The sequence below is a fragment of the Bordetella genomosp. 8 genome, from assembly GCF_002119685.1.
In the GTDB taxonomy this organism is placed as follows: Bacteria; Pseudomonadota; Gammaproteobacteria; order Burkholderiales; family Burkholderiaceae_B; genus Bordetella_C.
This window is the reverse complement of record NZ_CP021108.1, coordinates 2,824,910-2,844,634: the sequence shown is the minus strand read 5'-3', so window position 1 is coordinate 2,844,634 and position 19,725 is coordinate 2,824,910. Positions and strand designations below refer to the sequence as shown.

Sequence of the window (19,725 nt, the reverse complement as noted above, 5' to 3'; positions counted from 1 at the left end):
TCATGCAATGGAGAAAACCCCTCTTCGCCGCGCTGCTCGCGCTTGCCGCGGCGACCGGCGCGACTGGCGCACAGGCTGCCGACAAGGTACGTATCGGTTACTGGAGCAGCGGCGTCAGCCTGGGTTTCGGCGCGGTGCTGGAAGCCACGCCTTTCCTCAAGCAGCAGAACCTGGACGTCGAGTTCCTGCGTTTTCCCGACGTCAACGCGCCGCTGCGCGCGCTGGCGTCCAACTCCATCGACCTGGCCTACGGTGCGCCGGCCGCCGGCGTGTTCAGCAGCGCGGCCGAAGGCGTGCCCTTGAAGGTATTTGCCGCGACCCAGCCGGCCGACGTGCAATTCGTGGTGCCCGAAGGCTCGCCGATCAAGTCTCTGGACCAGTTGCGCGGCAAGAAGGTGGGCATGTCGCCCGCCGGCAGCTCGGTGGCGGTAATCGCAGGGGCCATCCTGGCCGGCAATTACGGCATCAAGCCCAATGATTTCTCGCTGGTCGGCGGCAACGAATCCAGGCTGGCGCAATTCCTGGTGCAGAAACAGGTCGATGCGTCGGCGCTGCGTTCCGTGACGGTGGCGCAGCTCACCGATCTGAAGGTGACCAAGCTGGGCAGCTTCGCCGACGAATGGCGCAAGCTGACCAAGAGCGATTCGGTGCCCTACATCGGGATCGGCACCGTGCGCAGCGAATACGTGCAGGCCCATCCGGAAGTCGTCGCCCGCGTGCTTGCCGGCATGCGCAACGCCCTGGCCTGGGCGCAGACCCACCAGCCCGAAGTCATCGCCATCCTGCAGAAATCGGCCAACCTGCCGGAAAACGACGCCAAGGTCTACGCCGGACTGTGGAACGACATGTACCGCATTTCGTTCGAGCAATCCGACATCGACACGCTCAAGCGCGAACACCAGGTCTTTACCGAGACCGGTGTCATCAAGGGCGCCCTGAAGGACGACCTGTTCGTCACGGGCCCTTGGCAGCAATCGAAATCCATCAAGTAATCCAAGTTATCCCGGCCATCTTGCCGGCACCAAAGGAAAGCATCCATGAACAAAACCATGAAAGCCCTGGTCCTGGACCAGCACGGCGGACTCGACCAGCTCCACGTCGTGACGGACAAGCCGGTTCCCGCCGTCACGCCGGGCCACGTCGTCATTCGCGTGCGTGCGTCGTCGTTCAATTACCACGACGTGTTCACGGTACAGGGCATGCCCGGCATCAAGGTGCCGCTGCCGGTGGTGATCGGCCTGGACATGGCCGGTGAAATCGCCGAAGTCGGCGAAGGCGTGGAAGGCTGGAAGGTTGGCGACCGCGTGCTGGTCAACCCGCTGAACAAGGCCAAGGGCCTGATGGGCGAAATGCTGGACGGCGGCATGGCCGAATACTGCCTGGTATCGGCCGGCCAGCTGATCGCCATGCCGGACAACGTCAGCTTCGACGATGCGGCGGCGCTACCGGTCGCCTACGGCACCGCGCACCGGATGCTGATCACGCACAACACGGTCAAGGCTGGCGACAAGGTCGTGGTGCTGGGCGCCAGCGGCGGCGTGGGCACCGCCTGCGTCATCCTGGCCAAGCAGCTGGGTGCGGAAGTCATCGCCTGCGCCGGCAGCGATTCCAAGCTGCAAGGCTTGAAGTCGCTGGGCGCCGACCACCTGATCAACTATCGCGAAACGGATTTCAGCAAGTGGGCCATCGGCCAGTACGGCAAGCCCCAGCGCCGCAACTACGAAGGCGGCGTGGACGTGGTCATCAACTTCACCGGCGGGGATACCTGGCTGCCTTCGCTGAAGTGCCTGAAGCGCGGCGGCACGCTGCTGGTGTGCGGCGCGACGGCCGGCCATGATCCCAAGGAAGACCTGCGCTACGTGTGGAGCTTCGAACTGAACATCAAGGGCTCGAACAGCTTCTACGACGAGAACCTGAAGGCCTTGCTGGACATGGTGTCCGAAGGCAGCGTCGATCCGCTGATCGACCGCGCCGTGCCGCTGGAACAGGCCGCCGAGGGCCTGGCCCTGATCCGCGACCGCGAAGTGCTGGGCAAGGTGATCGTCAATCCCTGACGCCTCGTGGCCACGTCCGGGGCGCATGCCCCCGGTATCGCAGATAACCGAATACCAGGAATACGGAAACTACCATGACCGAAAAAGCGCTCCCCACCAAGGAAGACATCCAGGCGAAACTGCTGCGCGGGCCTTACCACCAGTGGCTGGGCATCGAGGTCCTGTCCGTCGGGACCGGCGAAATCGAACTCAAGGCCAAGTGGCGCGAGGAATGGGTGGTCAATGCCGAAAAGGGCTACACCCACGGCGGGATCCTGGCCGCGCTGGTGGACCTGACGGCCGACTGGGCGCTGGTTTCCAGCACCGGCCGGGGCGTGCCGACCATCGACCTGCGCGTGGATTATCACCGCGCCGCTTTCCAGGGCGACCTGACCGCCAAGGGCAAGGTCATCAAGTTCGGATCGCAGGTGTCGGTCGCCGAAGCGCAGGTGTTCGACAAGGACGGCAAGCTCGTGGCCAGCGGCCGCGGCGTTTATTCCACAGCTGTGCAGTAAAGCCCACCCCCGAAAGCGCTGACGCGCTTCCCCCTCAAGGGGGCGACGCCGGCGGACCGGGGGACCCGGATCCGCGGCGTCCCCGCTTGGTTACGCCGTCTTGGCTATGTGGCGATTAGTATTTGGCGACAGATATGCATACACCGTACAACCTTGGCGACCTGATCGATCCGTCGGCCGACCAGGCGCGCATCGCCATGATAGGCGTCGACGCCGAACTGCATGAGACGCGGTACACCTACGCCGAGCTCGATGCATTGGCGGAAGGCGTGGCGCAGGCGCTGCGCGAGCGCGGCTATGCCACGGGCGACCGCATCGCGCTGCTGTCCGCCAACTCGGTCCGCTACGTGGCGGCGGTGATGGGCATCATGCGCGCGGGCCTGGTGGCCGTGCCGGTGAACTTCAAGTTCCCGGCCGCCACCATCGCCTTCGTCCTGCAGGACAGCGGCGCCCGCCTCGTCCTGTTCGACGAAGCCCGCCGTCCCAGCCTTCCCGCCGGCCTTGAAGCGATACCCATGGAAGCCTCGGCGCACGCCGATCCCTTCCAGGATTTCCTGCGGCCCGGCAAGCAGCCGCCCTACCGCCCCAAGCCGGACGACGTCGCGCTGATGCTGTACACCTCCGGCTCCACCGGACGGCCCAAGGGCGTGCTGCTGTCGCACGCCAGCCATCTGTGGACGGTGCAAACGCGCCGCAAGGCCACCCCGCTGAACGACGAACGTGCGCTGATCGCCGCCCCGCTGTACCACATGAACGCGCTGGCCCTGGCCTTCCTGTCGGTGGGCAGCCATGCGACCACGGTGCTGCTGCCGCAGTTTTCGGCGCAGGCCTATATCCGCTGCATCGAACGCTACCGCTGCACCTGGCTGACCGCCGTGCCGCCGATGATCGCCATGATGCTGCGCGAGCGCGACCTGCTGTCCCGCACCGACCTGTCGTCGGTCAAGGTCATCCGCATGGGATCGGCCCCGGTCAGCGCCAGCCTGCTAGCGCAGATCCACGCCATGCTGCCCAACGCGCGCGTCATCAACGCCTTCGGCACCACCGAAGGCGGTCCGGTCGTCTTCGGCCCGCATCCGCAAGGCCTGCCGACGCCGACCACCTCGGTGGGCCACGCGCATCCGGAAGTCTCGCTGCGCCTGGCGCCGGGACCGGGCGACGGCCCCGACCAGGGCATCCTGGAAATGAAAAGCCCCGGCCTGATGCTGGGCTATCACCAGCGCCCCGACCTGGCCAAGCCGTTCACGCCCGACGGCTATTATTCGACCGGCGACGTCTTCCGCCGCGACGCCGACGGCTTCTACACCTTCGTCGGCCGGCGCGACGACATGTTCGTCAGCGGCGGCGAAAACATCTACCCGGGCGAAGTGGAAAAGATGCTGGAACAGCATCCCGCCGTGCAGCAAGCCGCCGTCGTCCCCGTGGAAGACGACATCAAGGGCCAGAAACCCGTGGCCTACATCGTCCTGCGCGCCGGCCATCATGCCGACGCCGAAGAAATCAAGCGCTATGCGCTGGAACACGCGCCGGCCTACCAACATCCCAGGCAGGTCTGGTTCGTCGACCACCTGCCGCTGGCGTCCACCAACAAGATCGACCGCAATCAACTGCTGCGCGACGCGGCATCCCGCCTGGGCCAGGGCGACCACTGAAAAAAAGGACTTTCCATGCGTTTCCCCTCCGTAATCGCGATGGGCGGGCTGTTCGCCGCCCTGGCCGCGGCGCCCGCTTATGCCGTGGACGAAGTCACCGTCGCGCTGGCCATCCCGCCCGCCGTGCATGACGGCGCGCCCTACGCCGCCGCCGATGAACTCGGCTATTTCAAGCAGGAAAACCTGTCGGTCAAGACCATCGTGTTCCAGGGCGCGGGCGCCCTGTTGCCACAGGTCGCGAGCAAGCGCGTCACCTTCGGCTATCCGACCTCCGAACCGGTGATCTCCAGCTATTTCAGCGGCAAGGACATCCTGCCCCTGCGCTACTTCTATAACGGCGTGCCGGGCAACACCATGGAATTCGCCGTGCTGGCCAATTCGCCGGTCAAGACGCTGGCCGACTTCAAGGGCAAGCAGATCGGCGTCGGCGCGCTGACCTGGGGCACCATTCCCGGCGGCCGCGCCGCGCTGCGCACCGCCGGCCTGACGCCCGGCAAGGACGTGGACTACGTGGCCGTGGGCGCGCTCGCCGCCGGCTTCCAGGCCTTGAAGACCGGCAAGGTGGAAGCGCTGAACTTCAACAGCAGCTGGAACGACATGCTGGAGATGTCCGGCACGCCCATCCGCCGCATCGCCTACCCGTCCGTCTTCGCCGAAACCGCGGGCAACGGCTTCATCGCCCATGTGGACACCTTCCGCGACCATCCCGACCTGATGGTGCGCTTCGGCCGCGCCTATACCAAGGCGCAGGTGGCCTGCGTCGCCAATCCGGAATTCTGCGTGCGGGCCTTCTGGCGCGCCAATCCGCAATCCAAGCCGGCCGGCGATGAAGCCCAGGCGCTGAAGGACCAGGCCACGCTGCTCAGCCGGCGCCTGCAACGGGTGCTCTATACCCCGTCCGGCCAGCCGCGCGTGCCCGGCTACTACGATCTGAAGGCCATCACCGCCGGCATCCAGGCCATGGCGGCCGCGGGCGAGTATCCGTCGGCGAACGTGCCGGTGGACAATATCTTCTCCAACGAGTTCATCAAGCAGATCAACGATTTCGATGTCGATGCCGTGCGTGCGCAGGCGAAGGCGGCCAAATGAGCGGCAACCAGGGTAAAGCCGGCGCCACGCTGTGGGTCGAGCCGGCGGACGCGGCCGTCGACGTCGCGCGCCGCATCGTCCTGGCCGGCTTTCCGCCAGGGCCGGCGCGGCTGCGCGCCGAATTGCGCCATCCGGACGGCAGCGTCTGGCGCAGCGAGGCGACGTTCACGGTCGGCGCCGACGGCATGGTCGACCTGGATAAGCAGGCGCCCGCCAGCGGCGACTGGGACGACGCCGACGCCATGGCCGTGGTCTGGGCCATGAAGCGCATCCAGCCCCCGACCGACCCCGAGCGCAGCGACGAGGTGGACACGCTGGCCATCGCCATCGACGCCGAGAGCGCCGACGGGCAGGCCAGCGCCCATGCCACGCTGGTGCAGCGCTATGTCGTGGAAGGCGTCACGCGCCGTGAGATCCAGGAAGACGGGTTGGTAGGTACCGTATTCCGTCCCGCGGGCACCGAACCCCGGCCCGTCATCATCGTGCTGAACGGCTCCGGCGGCGGCATTCCGCGCCAGCGGGCCGCGCTGTACGCAGCCCACGGCTACACCGCGTTTGCCTTGGGCTATTTCAAGGCGCCCGGCCTGCCGGCGCATATCTCCCGCACGCCGTTGGAGTACTTCGAAAAAGCGCTGCGCTGGACCCGCGCCAACCTGGACCCCGCCCACGGCTTCGTTGCCGTGACGGGCCAGTCGCGTGGCGGCGAACTCACCCTGTTGCTGGCCTCGCGCTTCCCGGGCCTGGTCAACGCCGCCATCGCCTATGTGCCCAGCGCGGTCGTGCATGGCACGCTGCGCGCCGGCGCGCCGGGCGAAGCGCCGGATTCGCCGACCTGGACCTGGCAGGGACAGGCACTGCGCAATGTGTGGCAGGACAACCCCCAGGTCGATTGGGCGGCCTTCAACCAGGTGCCCGCGGACGGCCAGCCGGTGCGGCAGGCGCCGGCCTTCCATACCCCGCTGCGCGACCCCGCCTCCGTCGCCGCCGCCCGCATCGCCGTGGAGAAGATACAAGGCCCCGTCATGCTGATCTCCGGCACCGACGACGGCTTCTGGCCTTCCACCCTGTTCAGCGAACAGATCGCCACCACGCTCGAGGAGCACGGCCACCGCTGGCCGGTCGAACACGTCTGCGGCCAGGGCGCCGGCCATGCCATCGGCGTGCCCAACGTGCCCGCCACGCTGATCGCCAAGCCCCACCCCGTGGCGGGCGTGGTGCTGACCGGCGGCGGCACGCCGCATGCCAATGCCCGCGCCAACCGGCAGTCATGGGAAGCCGTGCAGCGCTTCCTGGCCACCGCCGCCGCCGCGCATGGAGCGGGTGCATGAGCGCGGCACTGAGCTTCAAGCGCGTCGGGCTGACCTATCCGACGCGGCGCGGCAGGATACAGGCGCTGGCGGACATCGACCTTGACATCGCGCCGGGCGAGTTCGTGGCGGTGCTGGGTCCTTCCGGCTGCGGCAAGTCCACGCTGCTGAAACTGGCGGCAGGATTGCTGCATCCCACCGAAGGCGACGTCAGCCTGGGTGGCGAAACCGTGACGCGGCCGAGCCGCCGCGCCGGCGTGGTGTTCCAGAAACCCAATCTGCTGCCTTGGAAGACGGTGCTGGACAATGTATTGCTGCCGGCGCGCACCATGAATCTGCCGGCGGAACCGGCGCGCGAACGCGCGCGATCGTTGCTGGACCTGGTATCGCTGGGCGGGTTCGCCGGCAACTATCCGGGCGAATTGTCCGGCGGCATGCAGCAACGCGTGGGCATCGCCCGCATGTTGCTGGCCGATCCCGACCTGCTGCTGATGGACGAGCCCTTCGCGGCCCTGGACGCCCTGACCCGCGAAGCCCTGACGCTGGAACTGCAGCGCATCTGGAGCACGCAGCGCAAATCGGTGCTGTTCATCACCCACAGCATTCCGGAAGCGGTTTTCCTGGCCGACCGGGTGCTGGTCATGTCGCCCCGGCCCGGACGCATCATCGAAGACTATCGCCCCGACCTGCCGCGTCCGCGCACCCTGGAAACGCTGGGTGACGCGGCCTTCAATGCCGCCTGCCAGCATCTGCGTCGCCATTTCACCCACGCCCAGGCCGAGACCGGGGCGGCAACCCAGGCCGCCTGACCGCGAGGTCTTCCGCCTTTCCCTCCATGCTGAAACGCCTAGACATCACCTCTTTCCTGTACCCGCTGATCAGCGTCGCCGTGCTCATCGCGATCTGGCACTGGTCCATCCAGGCCTTCGCCATCCCCGACTACCTGCTGCCGCCGCCCGGCGCCGTGTTCGGCGCGCTATACGGCGGCTTCGCCGATGGGACGCTGTGGCCGCATATCTGGGCCACCCTGGCGGAATCGCTGGCCGGCTATGCCATCGGTTGCGGCCTGGCCGTGCTGCTGGGCGCCTTGCTGGCCGAATCCCGCACCTTCGAGCGATTCCTGTATCCGCTGCTGGTCGGGCTACAGGCGATGCCCAAGGTGGCCCTCGGACCCATCATCCTGGTGTGGTTCGGCTTCGGCATGTCGTCCAAGGTGGTGCTGGTCGCGCTGGTGTGCTTCTTCCCCTTGTTCGTCAACACCATCAACGGCATCAAGCGCACGGACACCGAGCTGTTGGATGCCTGCCGTGCGTTTTCCGCCAGCCGGGCCTATCTGCTGCTGCACGTGAAGCTGCCCGCCGCGGCGGGCGATATCTTCTCCGGGCTTCAGATAGGCGTCGCGATGGCGCTGATCGGCGCGGTCGTGGGCGAATTCCTGTCCGCGCAAAAGGGCCTGGGCTACCTGATCGCGTCGGCCTCGGTCAGCATGAGCCTGGCCACCATGTTCGCCGGCGTGCTGCTGCTGGCCGTCATCGGCCTGGCCGGATCCATGCTGATGCGCCAGATCCATCAGCGCGTGGTGTTCTGGGAATCGCGCGGCGACCGCGACGCCGCCTGACGCCGATGGATGGCCGTTCCCGCCTGACCTGGGGCGATGTCCGGCCTTAGGGTCAGCTCGGGTATCAGGTAATCGCCGCCGTTCTGCTTGCGGAACGGGATGGGTTCCGTGGTCGCCAACGCATCCAGTCGCCGGCCCAGCGTGTCACGGATCCCGGCGAAGCCGGCGGCATCCAGGTGGCTCGTGCGGTAGACCACATAAGGCGGCAGCACGTCGAAGCCCGGGAAGAACAGGATGCCGTGCTGGATGGGAAACAGGATGTCGTCAATCGACCCATTGATGCCGCGCGCGGCGTAGTGCGACGCCCAGCCACCCGCCGTCACCACCAGCATGGCCCGCTTGCCGGCCAGGGTGCCTTCGCCATAGCGGTCGCCCCAATGCGTGTCCGAGTGTTCCCCCACGCCATAGGCGTATCCGCAGGCATACACGCGATCGACCCAGCCCTTGAGTATGGCCGGCATCGAAAACCACCAGAGCGGGAACTGCAGGATCACGGCATCGGCCCAATTCAATTTTTCCTGTTCGCCGGCGATGTCGGCGCTCTGCGTGCCGTTCGCATAAGCCTGCTCCGAATCCGTGGATACGTCGTAATGTGCATCGGTCCGCGCCGCGGTATTGTCGGCACGATCCACCACCGCATTCCAGCGCATGGCGTACAGGTCCGATACCTGCACGGCGTGTCCCGCCTGGCGCAGCCGTTCGACGGTAAATTCCTTGATGGCCCCGTTCAGGGAACGAGGCTCGGGGTGGGCATAAACGATCAGGACATTCATGAGGCGGTGCTCCATAGGCTCGCAAGTGCGTATGGACATACGATAGGCATGCCTCGGGTATAGTCAAAATGAATTTCCGTAATGCCAGGTATTGCCATGAACAATTCCTTGCGCCGCCTCGACCTGAACCTGCTGGTCACGCTGGACGCCTTGCTGGCGGAACACAATGTGACCCGCGCGGCGCGGCGGCTGCATCTGTCGCAACCCACGGTAAGCGTGCAGCTGGCACGGTTGAGAGAAGTGCTCGGCGACCCGCTGCTGCTGCCCGGCCCGCGCGGCATGCGGCCCACGGCGCGCGCGGACGAATTGCGCGAGCCGCTCCGCCTGGCCCTGGAGGCGCTGGAACGGGCCGTCGCGCCCAGCCGTCCGTTCGATCCCGCGCGGGCCGCACAGACCTGGCGGGCGGCGGCGTCCGACTATGGCGAATCGACCATATTGCTGCCGGCCCTGGCGGCCCTGCGTGCGGCGGCGCCTCGCTCGCGCCTGGCCATACTCGAACTGAATCCGCCGATGCTGGCGCGCCAGGCGGACCAGGGCGACGTGGATCTCGCCTTCCACATCGCCGCCGAAGCGTCGCCCGGGCTGCGGCAGCGCTCGCTGTTCGTCGAGCGCTACGTGCTGGCCGGTCGCAAGGGGCATCCTCGGTTGAAGCGCCGGCCGACCCTGGCGCAGTTCTGCACGCTCGACCACGCCATCGTATCGGCGGACGGCGGCGGCTTCCAGGGCGTGACGGACGCGGCGCTGGCGCGGCTGGGCATGACGCGCCGGGTGGCGCTATCGGTGCCCCATTTCCTGTTCCTGGCGGCCGTATTGGCCAGCACCGACCTGGTGGCCCTGGTGCCGTCCCGGCTGGTGCTCGGCAACCGTGCGCTGCAAGTGGTCGAGCCGCCGCTGGAAGTGGCGGGCTTCGAGATGCTCATGCTGTGGCATGAAAGGCTGCACCGCGATCCCGCGCACCAGTGGCTGCGCGACCTTATCGCACGGTCGGTCTGATCGCCGCGCGCCGGGGGGATTACTTCTTGGCCGGGGGATTGGCGACCGCGTCGAAGGCCCGGTCCAGGTTGTCCTGCGCGGTGGTCAGGCGATCGCGCGTGCTCTGCACCCAGGTCATGTCCACCGACAGGCGCTGCTTGGCGTCGGCGAGCATGCGCGCGACTTCGGCGGGCTGCGGACCGCCCTGGCCCTTGCTGGAGGCGATCATGTTCTGCGCGGTCAGCACCTGGCGAAAGCGCGCTTCGTCCAGCGGCAGCTTGGCGTTATCCACGCCGTTCGCCTTGCCGGAGGCCGTATAGATGCGCTGCGCTTCCGTGTACGGGATATCGGCCGGCTTCAGGTTGTTCTGGCGGCCGTAGCTGACCAGTTCGGAAGCAAAATGATGGCCGATGCGGAACGGCACGTTGGCGTCGCGCTGCAGGACGTCGGCAAGTTCGGTGGTGGTCGAATAATCGGCGTCCACCTCGGCCAGCGCGCGTTCGCGGTTCAGCACCAGGCCGCCCAGCATGTCGTCCAGCTTCAGGTACATATCCGTGGCGGAGTCCACCGCGTCCTGCGCCTGGCCACGCTTGTAGTCGGGCATGCCAGGCTCCACGTTGTGCGCCACAACCAGCGCCGCCATCGCGTCGCCGACGGTTTCGCTGGCGGCCAGCCGCACGTCGTTCAACGCATACGGATTGCGCTTCTGCGGCATGATGCTGCTGGTGCCCGTCAGCTTGCCTTCCGTGAGCATCAGCCAGGGCTTGGGCTGGTGGTACTGCGTATGGATATCCTGCACGAAGGCGCCCACGCTGAGCGCCATGGTGCTGGCCAGGCTGGCGGCTTCCGCGCCGATATCGATCTGCGAAAACTGGGCGGCGTCGTAGGAATTGTCCACCACGCCGTCGAAGCCCAGCAGGTCGGCCAGGCGCTTGCGGTCGATCGGGAAACTGGACGTGCCCAGCGCCGCCGCGCCCATGGGGCTCAGGTTCACGCGGGCATAGACCTGGCGCAGGCGCGCGGCGTCGCGGTCCAGCACGTCGGAAAACGCCAGCAGATAATGGCCGTAGGTGGTGGGTTGCGCTTGTACGCCATTGGTATAGGCCGGCACGATGGCGTCGGCGTACTTCTCGGCCAGCGCGTTGACCGACGCGTGCGCCTGGTTCAGCGCTTCGTAAAGATCCAGCAGGCGATCGCGCAGCATGACGCGCCGGGTGGTGGCCAGGATGTCCTGGCGGCTGCGGCCGGAATGCATGCGGGTGGCGTCGGCGCCCGCGATCTTGGTGATCAGCGGTTCCAGCTGCAGGTAGTCGCCGGGCCGCTTGCCGCCGGGCTTGTCGCCTTCCGCGATCACCTGGGCGACGGCGCGCGCCGTTTTCTGCGCGATGTCCGGCGGCAGGATGCCCTGCTCCGTCGTCATGACGATCGACGCCTTGTTGAACTGGCCGAGCCAGAAGAAATTGTCATGCAGGCCGCTGGCGCCGCCGCTCGCGGCGTCGGCGCGGACGCACGCCAGGCCAAGCGCGAGCAGGCCGGCGGCGGCGAAACGGCGCGAGCCGCGGCTCGCTCGGCGGGCCCGGTGTGTGGCAACGGTCATGGGGTCTCCTTGCTTGGCATCCATCGGTCCGGAGCGTGCGCGCCCGGAAAACCACGATGATACCGTTGCCGCGCCCGGCGATCACCCGGCTGGCCGCATGACCGGCTTACGCATGGCTCCCCTTGCCGTCGTCCGGAGGTCATCCCCCGCGATGTTCGTCCAATTGTTCGCGGATTGCCGCCGATATCCCCGCCAGGCCGTCGCGCAGCTGCTGCTCGGTCACCCAGGCGTAGCCGATGCGCATGTAATGGCGCGGCATGTCGAACCAGTGGCCGGGGCCGACATAGGTGCCGTGACGCTCCAGCAGGCTGCGGTAGAAGCGGTCCAGGTCGAACGACGCCGGCACCTTCAGCCGGGGAAAGCACACCACGCCACCGGTCGGCTCCACCCACTCCATATAGGGCTCATCCCGCATCCACGCCCGCAGGATGTCGCGGTGGCGCAGGTTGCGCTGATTGCTGGTCTTCAGCCAGGCCTCGCGCTGCGCCAGCACCGCCGTGCCCACCGCCTCGTCCAGGACCGAGCCGCAGATGCCGATCTGCTCCTTGGCCGCCAGGAACAGGTCGTAGAGCGGCCGGTTGCGGGTGATCAGCCAGCCGACGCGTATCCCCGGCGTGCCATAGGCCTTGGACAAGGACGATACGGCGATGAAACGATCGCTGATGCTGGCCGCCGTCGGGTAGGGCTCGCCGTGGCTGAGGTCGCGGTAAGTCTCGTCCACCAGCACCACGCAGTCGTTGCGCCGGGCGATGTCGTCCAGGCGCAGCAGGTCGTCCCAGGACATCATCGAGCCGGTCGGGTTGTGCGGGCAGGTCACGCTGATGATGGCGGTGTCGGGCCGCACGGCGCGCTCGATGGCGTCGATATCCGTCTTGTAGCCGGACTCGAAGGACAGATCGACGTAGCTGATCTCGCAGCCGATCGCTTTCGGCGTTTCAATGTTGGTGGCGTAGTTCGGCCGCACCACGACCAGATGCGAATCCGGCTTCAGCAAGGCGCTGGAGACGATGAACAAGGCACCGGCGGCGCCGGCGCACACCAGCACGTCGTCGGTATGTATCGCCGGGCTGCCGGCCTGCCGCGCGATCTGCTCGCGCAGCGCCAGGTCGCCGCGGTGCTCGCCGTACAACAGGGTCAGGTCGGACAGGTCCACACCCAGTTCGCCCAGCTTGCGGTCGGCGATGGAGCTTTCCGACAGATTGTTCTGGATGCGGCCATAGCCGACTTCTTCCGGCGCCTGCGCCTCGATCGGCATACGTGTGTATTTCAAGACAGCCCCTTGTAGTGCTGGAAAAGGGGCTAATGATGTGCCCTAGCCGCTGCTTGCGACATCCTCCCCGGGGAGGAGGCGGGCCGTCTTCAGGAACAGCGAGAGCAGCTCCGACTGGGTGGAAATGCCGAGCTTGGCATAGGCGTTCTTGCGGTGCGTCTTGACCGTGGTGATGGAGATGCCCAGGTGCAAGCCTATCGATTCCGAAGAATGGCCTTGCAGCACCATGCGGACAACCTGGGCTTCCCGGTTGCTCAACCTCGGCTTGCCGAAATCGTCGAAGGCGGTGTCGATGCGGGTGTCCGGCGGCGCGCCGGTGCCGGCGTCCGCCGCGGCATCGCTATGCTCGCGCCAGTACCTGGCGATGACCGCGGCCATGACGGGATGCGACTGGCGCAGGCAGCGCAGGTCCCGTTCGCCGAATCCGCCCGCCGCATGCGGACGCAGCAATCCGACCTCGGCGGCGGCGTCGCCGGGCAGCGGGACCAGGGCCAGGACCTCCGCCCGATTCGGCGGCCAGCCCACCGTGACGTAGCCGATTTCCTCCTCGTCGGAAATCGCGACCGGCGCGGCTTCCACGGCCTCCGGAGCCGGCCCGCCCGTCGACCCGGAGGCGGCCGCATTCCCGCCGCTGGCAAGCAGGTCGCGGATCCGCATCACTCCGCTGCGCAGCCCACCCAGATAGGCCTGGTAGCAGGGATTCAACACGTAGGAAAACCGCAGATAGTTGTCCAGGCCCTGCCGATACGCGGCCCCGTCGAAGTTGTCATACAGAAGAATCGGCCGCCCCCGGCCCCGATACACCAGCACCGACACCATCTCGAACGGCACCATGTCCGCCAACGCATCGAACAGGACGTCCAGCGACCGCCGGGTCCCGGCCTCTTCGATCAATTGACCGACAACATCCATCGACAGGCCAGGATCAGAATCCGCGCCGGCTGTACGCATTCACCTCCCCTATTTGCTGAACTCCCATGCCGCATCACGCGGCGTGTCGCCTAGGCTGACATGGGATATCGTGATTTCAGCACAGAAAGGAATGCGTCCGGCCGCCTCTACCAGCTGCGGGCCGGCACAGGTCGCGACTACTGCCCGTCCGCCGAGTCGGGCCGAGGCGCCAGGGTCACGACCAGCTTGCCGCGGTTGTGGCCTTGCTCGAGTTGCCGCTGGGCGCGCTCCATCTGGGCGAAGTCGAAGACGCCCGTCACATGCACGCGGACCTTGTCGCGGTCGATCAGGTCGGCGATCTGGGCCAGTTGACGGCCGTCGGGGCGCGCGGTGTAGCGGGCGGCGCGGGCGTTTTTCTGGCGCGCGCGCTCCTGTGACGGCTCGTTGAGCGTCGAGATCAGCGCGCCGCCGTCCTTCAGCACGGTCCAGGAGCGCTCCTGGGTTTCGCCGCCGATCAGGTCGAACACTACGTCGATGTCGCCGACCTCCCGCTGGAAATCCTCGGTCTTGTAGTCGATGACGCGATCCGCGCCCAGGCCGCGCAGGAATTCCGCGCTGTCGCCGGAAGCCGTCACGAAAACCTCAGCGCCCCTGGCCTTGGCGAACTGCAGGGCAAAATGCCCGACGCCGCCCGCCGCGCCGTGGATGAGCAGGCGCTGGCCACCCTTCAACCCGCCGTGGTCGAAGATGCCCTGCCAGGCGGTCAGCCCGGCCAGCGGCACGGCCGCCGCGGTGGCGAAGTCCAGCGACAAGGGTTTGCGGGCGATACCTTCCAGCGGCACGGTCACGAACTGCGCGTATGCCCCCTGCCCCTGGCCCACGAAGGCGTAGACGGCGTCGCCCGGCTCGATGCCCGGCACCCGTTGCCGAGTTTCCTCCAGGACGCCCGCGCAGTCGCGCCCCAGGATGTAAGGCAACCGATCGGCGCGCACCAGGGGATACTTTCCTTCCCGCGTCTTGAAATCCACGGGGTTCAGGCTGGCCGCCAGGACGCGTATCAGGCCTTCGCCCGTGGCGGGCTCCGGTATATCCACCCATTCCTCCTGCAGGACCTCCGGGCCCCCGAAGCGGTGAATACGATAGGCTTGCATCCGGCTCATTTCGGCCTCCTTACGGCAGTGCGACACTGCCCGGCCGCAATTGCTATGCCGCCCGCTGGTAATACAGGTTCTGCGGGTGCCTGGCCTCGGCGAAGAAGAACCAGCGCTCGGCCAGCAGCCCCAGGTACTGGACCACGAAGGCCACCGCCAGCACGGCGATGGACGCCGCCGCCGTCGAGCCCAGCATGACCAGGATGAAGGGGATGACGAAGGCCCCCAGCACGAAGGCCGTCTTCACCGTCGCCAACATGGCCGTGCTCTTCCCATGGAAGAACTCACGCATATTGAAGGAGCTGGAGGTAAACCCCTGCGACTTCTGGGTCAGCTTGTCCGACCGGATACCGGTGGCGCTCTGCAAGGTCGACTTCGGGTGCAGGCGGGCGTTGCGCGCCAGTGATGCCATGCGCGACATGCAGCTCCCGGCGATCAGGACGCAGGCGCACGGTCCCAGCACGACCACCAGCGGCGCCGCCCAGACCGCCGCGATCAGCGTGGCCAGGGTGAAACCCGACGCGCAACCCAGGAGCACGAAGTTCACCAAGGTGAAGGGGCTGGCCCATTCCTGCAGGAAGCGCAGGCAGGCGTAGATCATGGCCGTGCACACGAACAGCACCGCGGCGGCGGCCACGCCGACGATGCCGACGGCCAGGGTATAGGGAAACGCCAGCGCATGGGCCAGGCCGTAAAGAAAGGCCAGCAGCAGGAAAGCCGGCACGGCCAGGCATTCACGCGACAACCACGACGTCCGCCACATGGCGATGGCGCGCCATGCCCGTTCCGGATGTCCCAGATGGAAAAAGGACGCGAACAGGCCCAGCGCCCCCAGCACGCAGGCCGCTCCGGCGCCCGCCACGAAAAATCCCTGCGACGGCATGGCGAGCGAGCCCGCGGCCGCCGCCAGCTCCATCGCGACCAGCGCGATCAGCAAGCCTTGCGCGGCGCCGCACAACGTAGTCAGAAAAACGACCGAGAATGGTGGCCGCATGGATACTCCTTGTTTCTTGCGCTTGCCGCGATGCCGGCAAACCGATGTCAGTGGGACGACGCGACGGCGGCCAAGTCCAGGCGGCCGCTGTCCAGTTGCCCCTGGATGTCCGTTGCGGGCTTCGTCGCGCATGAGCAGGCGCCCGAACCGCAACCCTGCCCCGCGCTCGTGGCCGACTCCGTCTTGCGCCGCGGCAGATAGTGATTGGCCGGCTGGGTGCCCCACTCCGGCATCAACTGGTAGCCGCCGCGTTCGCGTATCGCCTGCGACACTTCCGAGTCCGGGTCATGGATGTCGCCGAACAGGCGCGCCGAGGTCGGACAGGCCAGCACGCAGGCGGGCTTGCGGTCCCGTTCCGGCAGCGCGGTATTGCCGATCCGATCCGAGCACAGCGTGCACTTGGTCATTTCCTTGCGCTGCGGATCCAGTTCGCGGGCGCCGTAGGGACAGGCCCATGCGCAGTAATTGCAGCCGATGCACTTGTCGTAGTCGACCAGCACCAGGCCGTCCGCTTCCCGCTTGTAGCTCGCGCCCGTCGGGCACACCGGCACACAGGGCGGGTCCTCGCAATGCAGGCAGGACTTGGGGAAATGGATCGTATCGGTCAGCGGGAATTCCCCCGCCTCGTAGGTCTGCACGCGGTTGAAGAAATTGCCGCTGGGATCCGCATCGTAGGCGCGCTCGTCGGCCAGGCTGCCCGCTTCGCCGGAGGTATTCCACTCCTTGCAACTGGTCACGCAGGCATGGCACCCCACGCATACATTCAGGTCTATCACCAAAGCCATCTGGGTCATGTCGTGTCCTTGCTTACTTGTTCGAGGCGGCGCGGCGCAGGCGGGCCAGGAATTCGCCCTTGCCGGCGAAATAGGTCTGCACCACCCGCGTGACGACATTCAGCGAACCCGGCAGGGGTTGCATGGGCGCGAATTGCGGCAGCGTGAAGTCGGCATCCGCCTCGGCGGGATAGATGCGCACCCGCAGGTCATACCAGCCTGCCTGCCCGGTGATGGGATCGGAGTTCGATATCCTGCCCGGCACGCCATCCCGGCCGGCCGGAAGCTCGTCGGTGATCAGGTGGTTCAGCAGGAAACCGCGGCGCGACTCGTTGGCGTCCGGCCCCAGGTTCCATGCGCCGGCGGCCTTGCCGATGGCGTTCCAAGTCCACACGGTGCCGGGTTCGACGGCTTCGCTGTAGCGTGCCATGCAGCGCACCTTGCCCCAGGGCGACTCGACGTAGATCCAGGCGCCGTCCTCGATGCCCTGGGCGCCCGCGGTGCGCGGATTCACCATCAGATAGTTCTCGCCGTGGATCTGCCGCAGCCAGGCGTTCTGCGAGTCCCAGGAGTGATACATGGCCATGGGACGCTGGGTCACCGCGGCCAACGGAAAGGCCTCGGTATCGGTGACTTCTCGCTCGATCGGTTCGTACCAGAACGGCACGGGGTCGAAATAGCGTTCGATGCGCGCGCGCAGATGGTCGGGCGGCTGGCGACCGCTGGTCTTGCCCTGCGCCGCCAGGCGGAATTTCTGCATCACGTCCGAATACAGCTGGATCACGATGGGCGTGCCGAACTTGCGCATGCCGTTCTCGACCGACCACTTCAGGTAGGGGCCGTTGCAGTTGCGCATGTACTGCATGCCTTCGGGCAGCACGTAGTGGTAGTGGCAATTGTTCTCGGCGTACTGCTCCCACTGGCGCGGGTTCGGCTCGCCCACCAGCGCCTTGTCGCCGTCCTTGCCGCGCCAGCCCATCAGGAAGCCCACGCCCGAATCGGGAGCGGTCTGGAAGTTGACGACGAAGTCCTTGTAGTCGCTGAATTTGCGCCCGCCGTCCGGCCGGGTGAAGGCGGGAAACTTCAGGCGGCCGGCCAGCTCGACCAGCACGTCCTGGAAAGGCCGGCACTCGCCGGTCGGCGGCACCACGGGGATGCGCACCGAATCCACCGGCCCATCGAACTCCGAAATGGGGCGGTCCAGCATCGACATGGCGTCGTGCCGTTCCAGATAGGTCGTGTCCGGCAGGATCAGGTCGGCGAAGGCCGTCATCTCCGACTGGAAAGCGTCGCACACGACCAGGAAGGGAATCTTGTATTCGCCGTCCTCGCGCCGGTCGGTGAGCATGCGGCGCGTTTCCACGGTGTTCATCGACGAATTCCACGCCATATTGGCCATGAAAATCAGCAGCGTATCGATGGGATAGGGATCGCCGCGCCAGGCATTCGTGATCACGCTGTGCATGATGCCGTGCACGGCCAGCGGATATTCCCAGGAAAACGCCTTGTCGATGCGCACGGGACCGCCCTGCTCGTCGATGAACAGGTCTTCCGGCGTCGCCGGCCAGCCCAGCGGGCCGTTGGGCAGCGGCGTATTGGGCTGCACGTCGCTGGCTTTGTTGGGCGGCTTGGCCGAAGGCGGCACGGCGCGGGGATACGGGGCTTTGTGACGAAAGCCGCCCGGGGTGTCTATGGTGCCCAGCAGCGACATCAGGATGGACAAGGCGCGAATGCTCTGGAAGCCGTTCGAATGGGCGGCCAGTCCCCGCATCGCGTGAAAGGCAATCGGCGCGCCGCGCACGGATTCATGCTCGACGCCCCAGGCGTCGGTCCAGCGTATGGGCAACTCGATCTTCTGGTCGCGCGCCACCTGGATCAATTCGTCGGCCAGCCGGCGTATCGTCCCGGCGTCGATGCCGGTGATGCCGGCCGCCCACTCGGGCGTACAGGACGCCACGCGCTTGCGCAGGCGGGTGAAGGACGGCGTCACCGGCGTGCCGTCGTCCAGCGTGTACTGGCCGTCCAGCATGGGTTCGGCGCCCGGCGCGTGGTTCACGACGGCGCGATCGGTATGCTTGTCCCACCACATGCGGTTCTGCGGGAACAGCGCATTGACCTCCGGGCTGGACGGGTCCCGCACGAACAGGCCATGAGTGTCGCTGTCCTCGCGCAGGTCGATCAGCTCGCCGGCATTGGTATAGCGCGAAACGAAGTCATGGTCGTAGGCGTTTCTTTCGATCAGCTCGTGGATCAGGGCCATGAACAGCGCGCCGTCGGTGCCGGGTCGTATGGGTATCCATTCGTCGGCCACGGCGGCGTAGCCGGTGCGCACCGGGTTGATGGCGATGAAACGCCCGCCCGCGCGCTTGAACTTGGAAATGGCGATCTTGAGCGGATTGGAATGGTGGTCTTCCGCCGTGCCTATCATCAGGAAAAGACGGGCGTTGTCCAGGTCCGGGCCGCCGAATTCCCAGAACGATCCGCCCATCGTATAGATCATGCCGGCCGCCATATTGACCGAACAGAAGCCGCCGTGCGCCGCGTAGTTGGGCGTGCCGAACTGCTTGGCGAACAGGCCGGTCAGCGCCTGCATCTGGTCGCGGCCGGTGAACAGCGCGAAGCGGCGCGGATCGGTGGCGCGCAGATGGGCCAGCCGCGTTTCCAGCAAGGACAGCGCCTCTTCCCAGGATATGGGCTCGAACTGCGCCGTGCCGCGCTCAGCGTCCGGCTTGCGCCGCAGCGGCTGGGTCAGGCGCGCCGGCGAATACTGCTTCATGATGCCGGAGGAGCCCTTGGCGCAGATGACCCCCTGGTTCAGCGGATGGTCGGGGTTGCCGTCGATATAGCGCACCTCGCCATCGCGCAAATGCACGCGGATGCCGCAACGGCAGGCGCACATATAACAGGTCGTGTTCTTGACCTCCAGGTTCTCGCGCTGTGTGCGATGTCCATGTTCCATGCGGCGGTTCCTTCCCTTTCCGACGGCGGCCGGGGCGGGTCGCCTTTCGGGGACCGATGATACGCAGGGGGTGCGCGGAACAAAAATTGCCGTTTCGTATTCTGGTTATAAGCAAATCCGATAAAGTAATT

General features: G+C 66.7%; 17 protein-coding genes. 9 read left to right on the top strand and 8 right to left on the bottom strand.

Annotated elements, in window-relative coordinates:
* The first annotated feature begins 2 nt into the window (after positions 1-2).
* From CAL12_RS12985 to CAL12_RS12950, 8 genes are all read left to right on the top strand, one after another.
* Positions 3-992, top strand: coding sequence for an ABC transporter substrate-binding protein (locus CAL12_RS12985; RefSeq protein ID WP_086064819.1), 990 nt, complete (start codon positions 3-5; stop codon positions 990-992).
* Between the two features lie 57 nt (positions 993-1,049).
* The gene (locus CAL12_RS12980) at positions 1,050-2,054 is read left to right on the top strand and encodes a zinc-binding dehydrogenase (protein ID WP_198298485.1); all 1,005 of its coding nucleotides are present in this window, start codon (positions 1,050-1,052) and stop codon (positions 2,052-2,054) included.
* Between the two features lie 74 nt (positions 2,055-2,128).
* Positions 2,129-2,548, top strand: coding sequence for a PaaI family thioesterase (locus CAL12_RS12975; RefSeq protein WP_086064817.1), 420 nt, complete (start codon positions 2,129-2,131; stop codon positions 2,546-2,548).
* Between the two features lie 134 nt (positions 2,549-2,682).
* Positions 2,683-4,200, top strand: a complete 1,518-nt coding sequence (locus CAL12_RS12970) for a class I adenylate-forming enzyme family protein (protein ID WP_086064816.1) — start codon at positions 2,683-2,685, stop codon at positions 4,198-4,200.
* A gap of 15 nt (positions 4,201-4,215) precedes the next feature.
* Positions 4,216-5,289: an ABC transporter substrate-binding protein gene (locus tag CAL12_RS12965; RefSeq protein ID WP_086064815.1), complete on the top strand. Its 1,074-nt coding sequence runs from the start codon at positions 4,216-4,218 to the stop codon at positions 5,287-5,289.
* Positions 5,286-6,617 (top strand): acyl-CoA thioesterase/bile acid-CoA:amino acid N-acyltransferase family protein, encoded by a 1,332-nt coding sequence (locus CAL12_RS12960; protein WP_086064814.1) that lies wholly within the window; start codon positions 5,286-5,288, stop codon positions 6,615-6,617. Before CAL12_RS12965 ends, CAL12_RS12960 begins: the two co-directional genes overlap by 4 nt.
* Positions 6,614-7,405 carry an ABC transporter ATP-binding protein gene (locus CAL12_RS12955; RefSeq protein ID WP_086064813.1) on the top strand — a complete coding sequence of 264 codons (792 nt, stop codon included), beginning with the start codon at positions 6,614-6,616 and terminating at the stop codon, positions 7,403-7,405. Before CAL12_RS12960 ends, CAL12_RS12955 begins: the two co-directional genes overlap by 4 nt.
* A gap of 26 nt (positions 7,406-7,431) precedes the next feature.
* Complete coding sequence (locus CAL12_RS12950) at positions 7,432-8,214, top strand: ABC transporter permease (RefSeq protein WP_086064812.1); 783 nt, start codon at positions 7,432-7,434, stop codon at positions 8,212-8,214.
* Here CAL12_RS12950 and CAL12_RS12945 read toward each other — a convergent pair.
* Positions 8,166-8,987 (bottom strand): NAD(P)H-dependent oxidoreductase, encoded by an 822-nt coding sequence (locus CAL12_RS12945; protein WP_086064811.1) that lies wholly within the window; start codon positions 8,985-8,987, stop codon positions 8,166-8,168. The two genes, CAL12_RS12950 and CAL12_RS12945, sit on opposite strands and share 49 nt — an antisense overlap.
* Before the next feature lie 96 nt (positions 8,988-9,083).
* Here CAL12_RS12945 and CAL12_RS12940 point away from each other — a divergent pair, with 96 nt between their 5' ends.
* Entirely contained in the window at positions 9,084-9,980 is an 897-nt protein-coding gene (locus tag CAL12_RS12940; RefSeq protein ID WP_086064810.1) for a LysR family transcriptional regulator, read from the top strand.
* 19 nt (positions 9,981-9,999) lie between these two features.
* Here CAL12_RS12940 and CAL12_RS12935 read toward each other — a convergent pair whose 3' ends face one another.
* From CAL12_RS12935 to CAL12_RS12905, 7 genes are all read right to left on the bottom strand, one after another.
* The gene (locus CAL12_RS12935) at positions 10,000-11,556 is read right to left on the bottom strand and encodes an argininosuccinate lyase (RefSeq protein ID WP_086064809.1); all 1,557 of its coding nucleotides are present in this window, start codon (positions 11,554-11,556) and stop codon (positions 10,000-10,002) included.
* Between the two features lie 139 nt (positions 11,557-11,695).
* Positions 11,696-12,826: an aminotransferase class I/II-fold pyridoxal phosphate-dependent enzyme gene (locus CAL12_RS12930; protein WP_086064808.1), complete on the bottom strand. Its 1,131-nt coding sequence runs from the start codon at positions 12,824-12,826 to the stop codon at positions 11,696-11,698.
* 42 nt (positions 12,827-12,868) lie between these two features.
* Positions 12,869-13,777, bottom strand: a complete 909-nt coding sequence (locus CAL12_RS12925) for a helix-turn-helix transcriptional regulator (RefSeq protein ID WP_086064807.1) — start codon at positions 13,775-13,777, stop codon at positions 12,869-12,871.
* A 137-nt stretch (positions 13,778-13,914) separates the two neighbouring features.
* Entirely contained in the window at positions 13,915-14,877 is a 963-nt protein-coding gene (locus tag CAL12_RS12920; RefSeq protein ID WP_086064806.1) for an NADP-dependent oxidoreductase, read from the bottom strand.
* A gap of 43 nt (positions 14,878-14,920) precedes the next feature.
* Complete coding sequence (locus CAL12_RS12915) at positions 14,921-15,862, bottom strand: dimethyl sulfoxide reductase anchor subunit family protein (RefSeq protein ID WP_086064805.1); 942 nt, start codon at positions 15,860-15,862, stop codon at positions 14,921-14,923.
* Positions 15,863-15,909: 47 nt separating this feature from the next.
* Positions 15,910-16,656 carry a 4Fe-4S dicluster domain-containing protein gene (locus CAL12_RS12910; RefSeq protein ID WP_086064804.1) on the bottom strand — a complete coding sequence of 249 codons (747 nt, stop codon included), beginning with the start codon at positions 16,654-16,656 and terminating at the stop codon, positions 15,910-15,912.
* A gap of 13 nt (positions 16,657-16,669) precedes the next feature.
* Complete coding sequence (locus CAL12_RS12905) at positions 16,670-19,594, bottom strand: molybdopterin oxidoreductase family protein (protein WP_086064803.1); 2,925 nt, start codon at positions 19,592-19,594, stop codon at positions 16,670-16,672.
* Between the last annotated feature and the right edge of the window lie 131 nt (positions 19,595-19,725).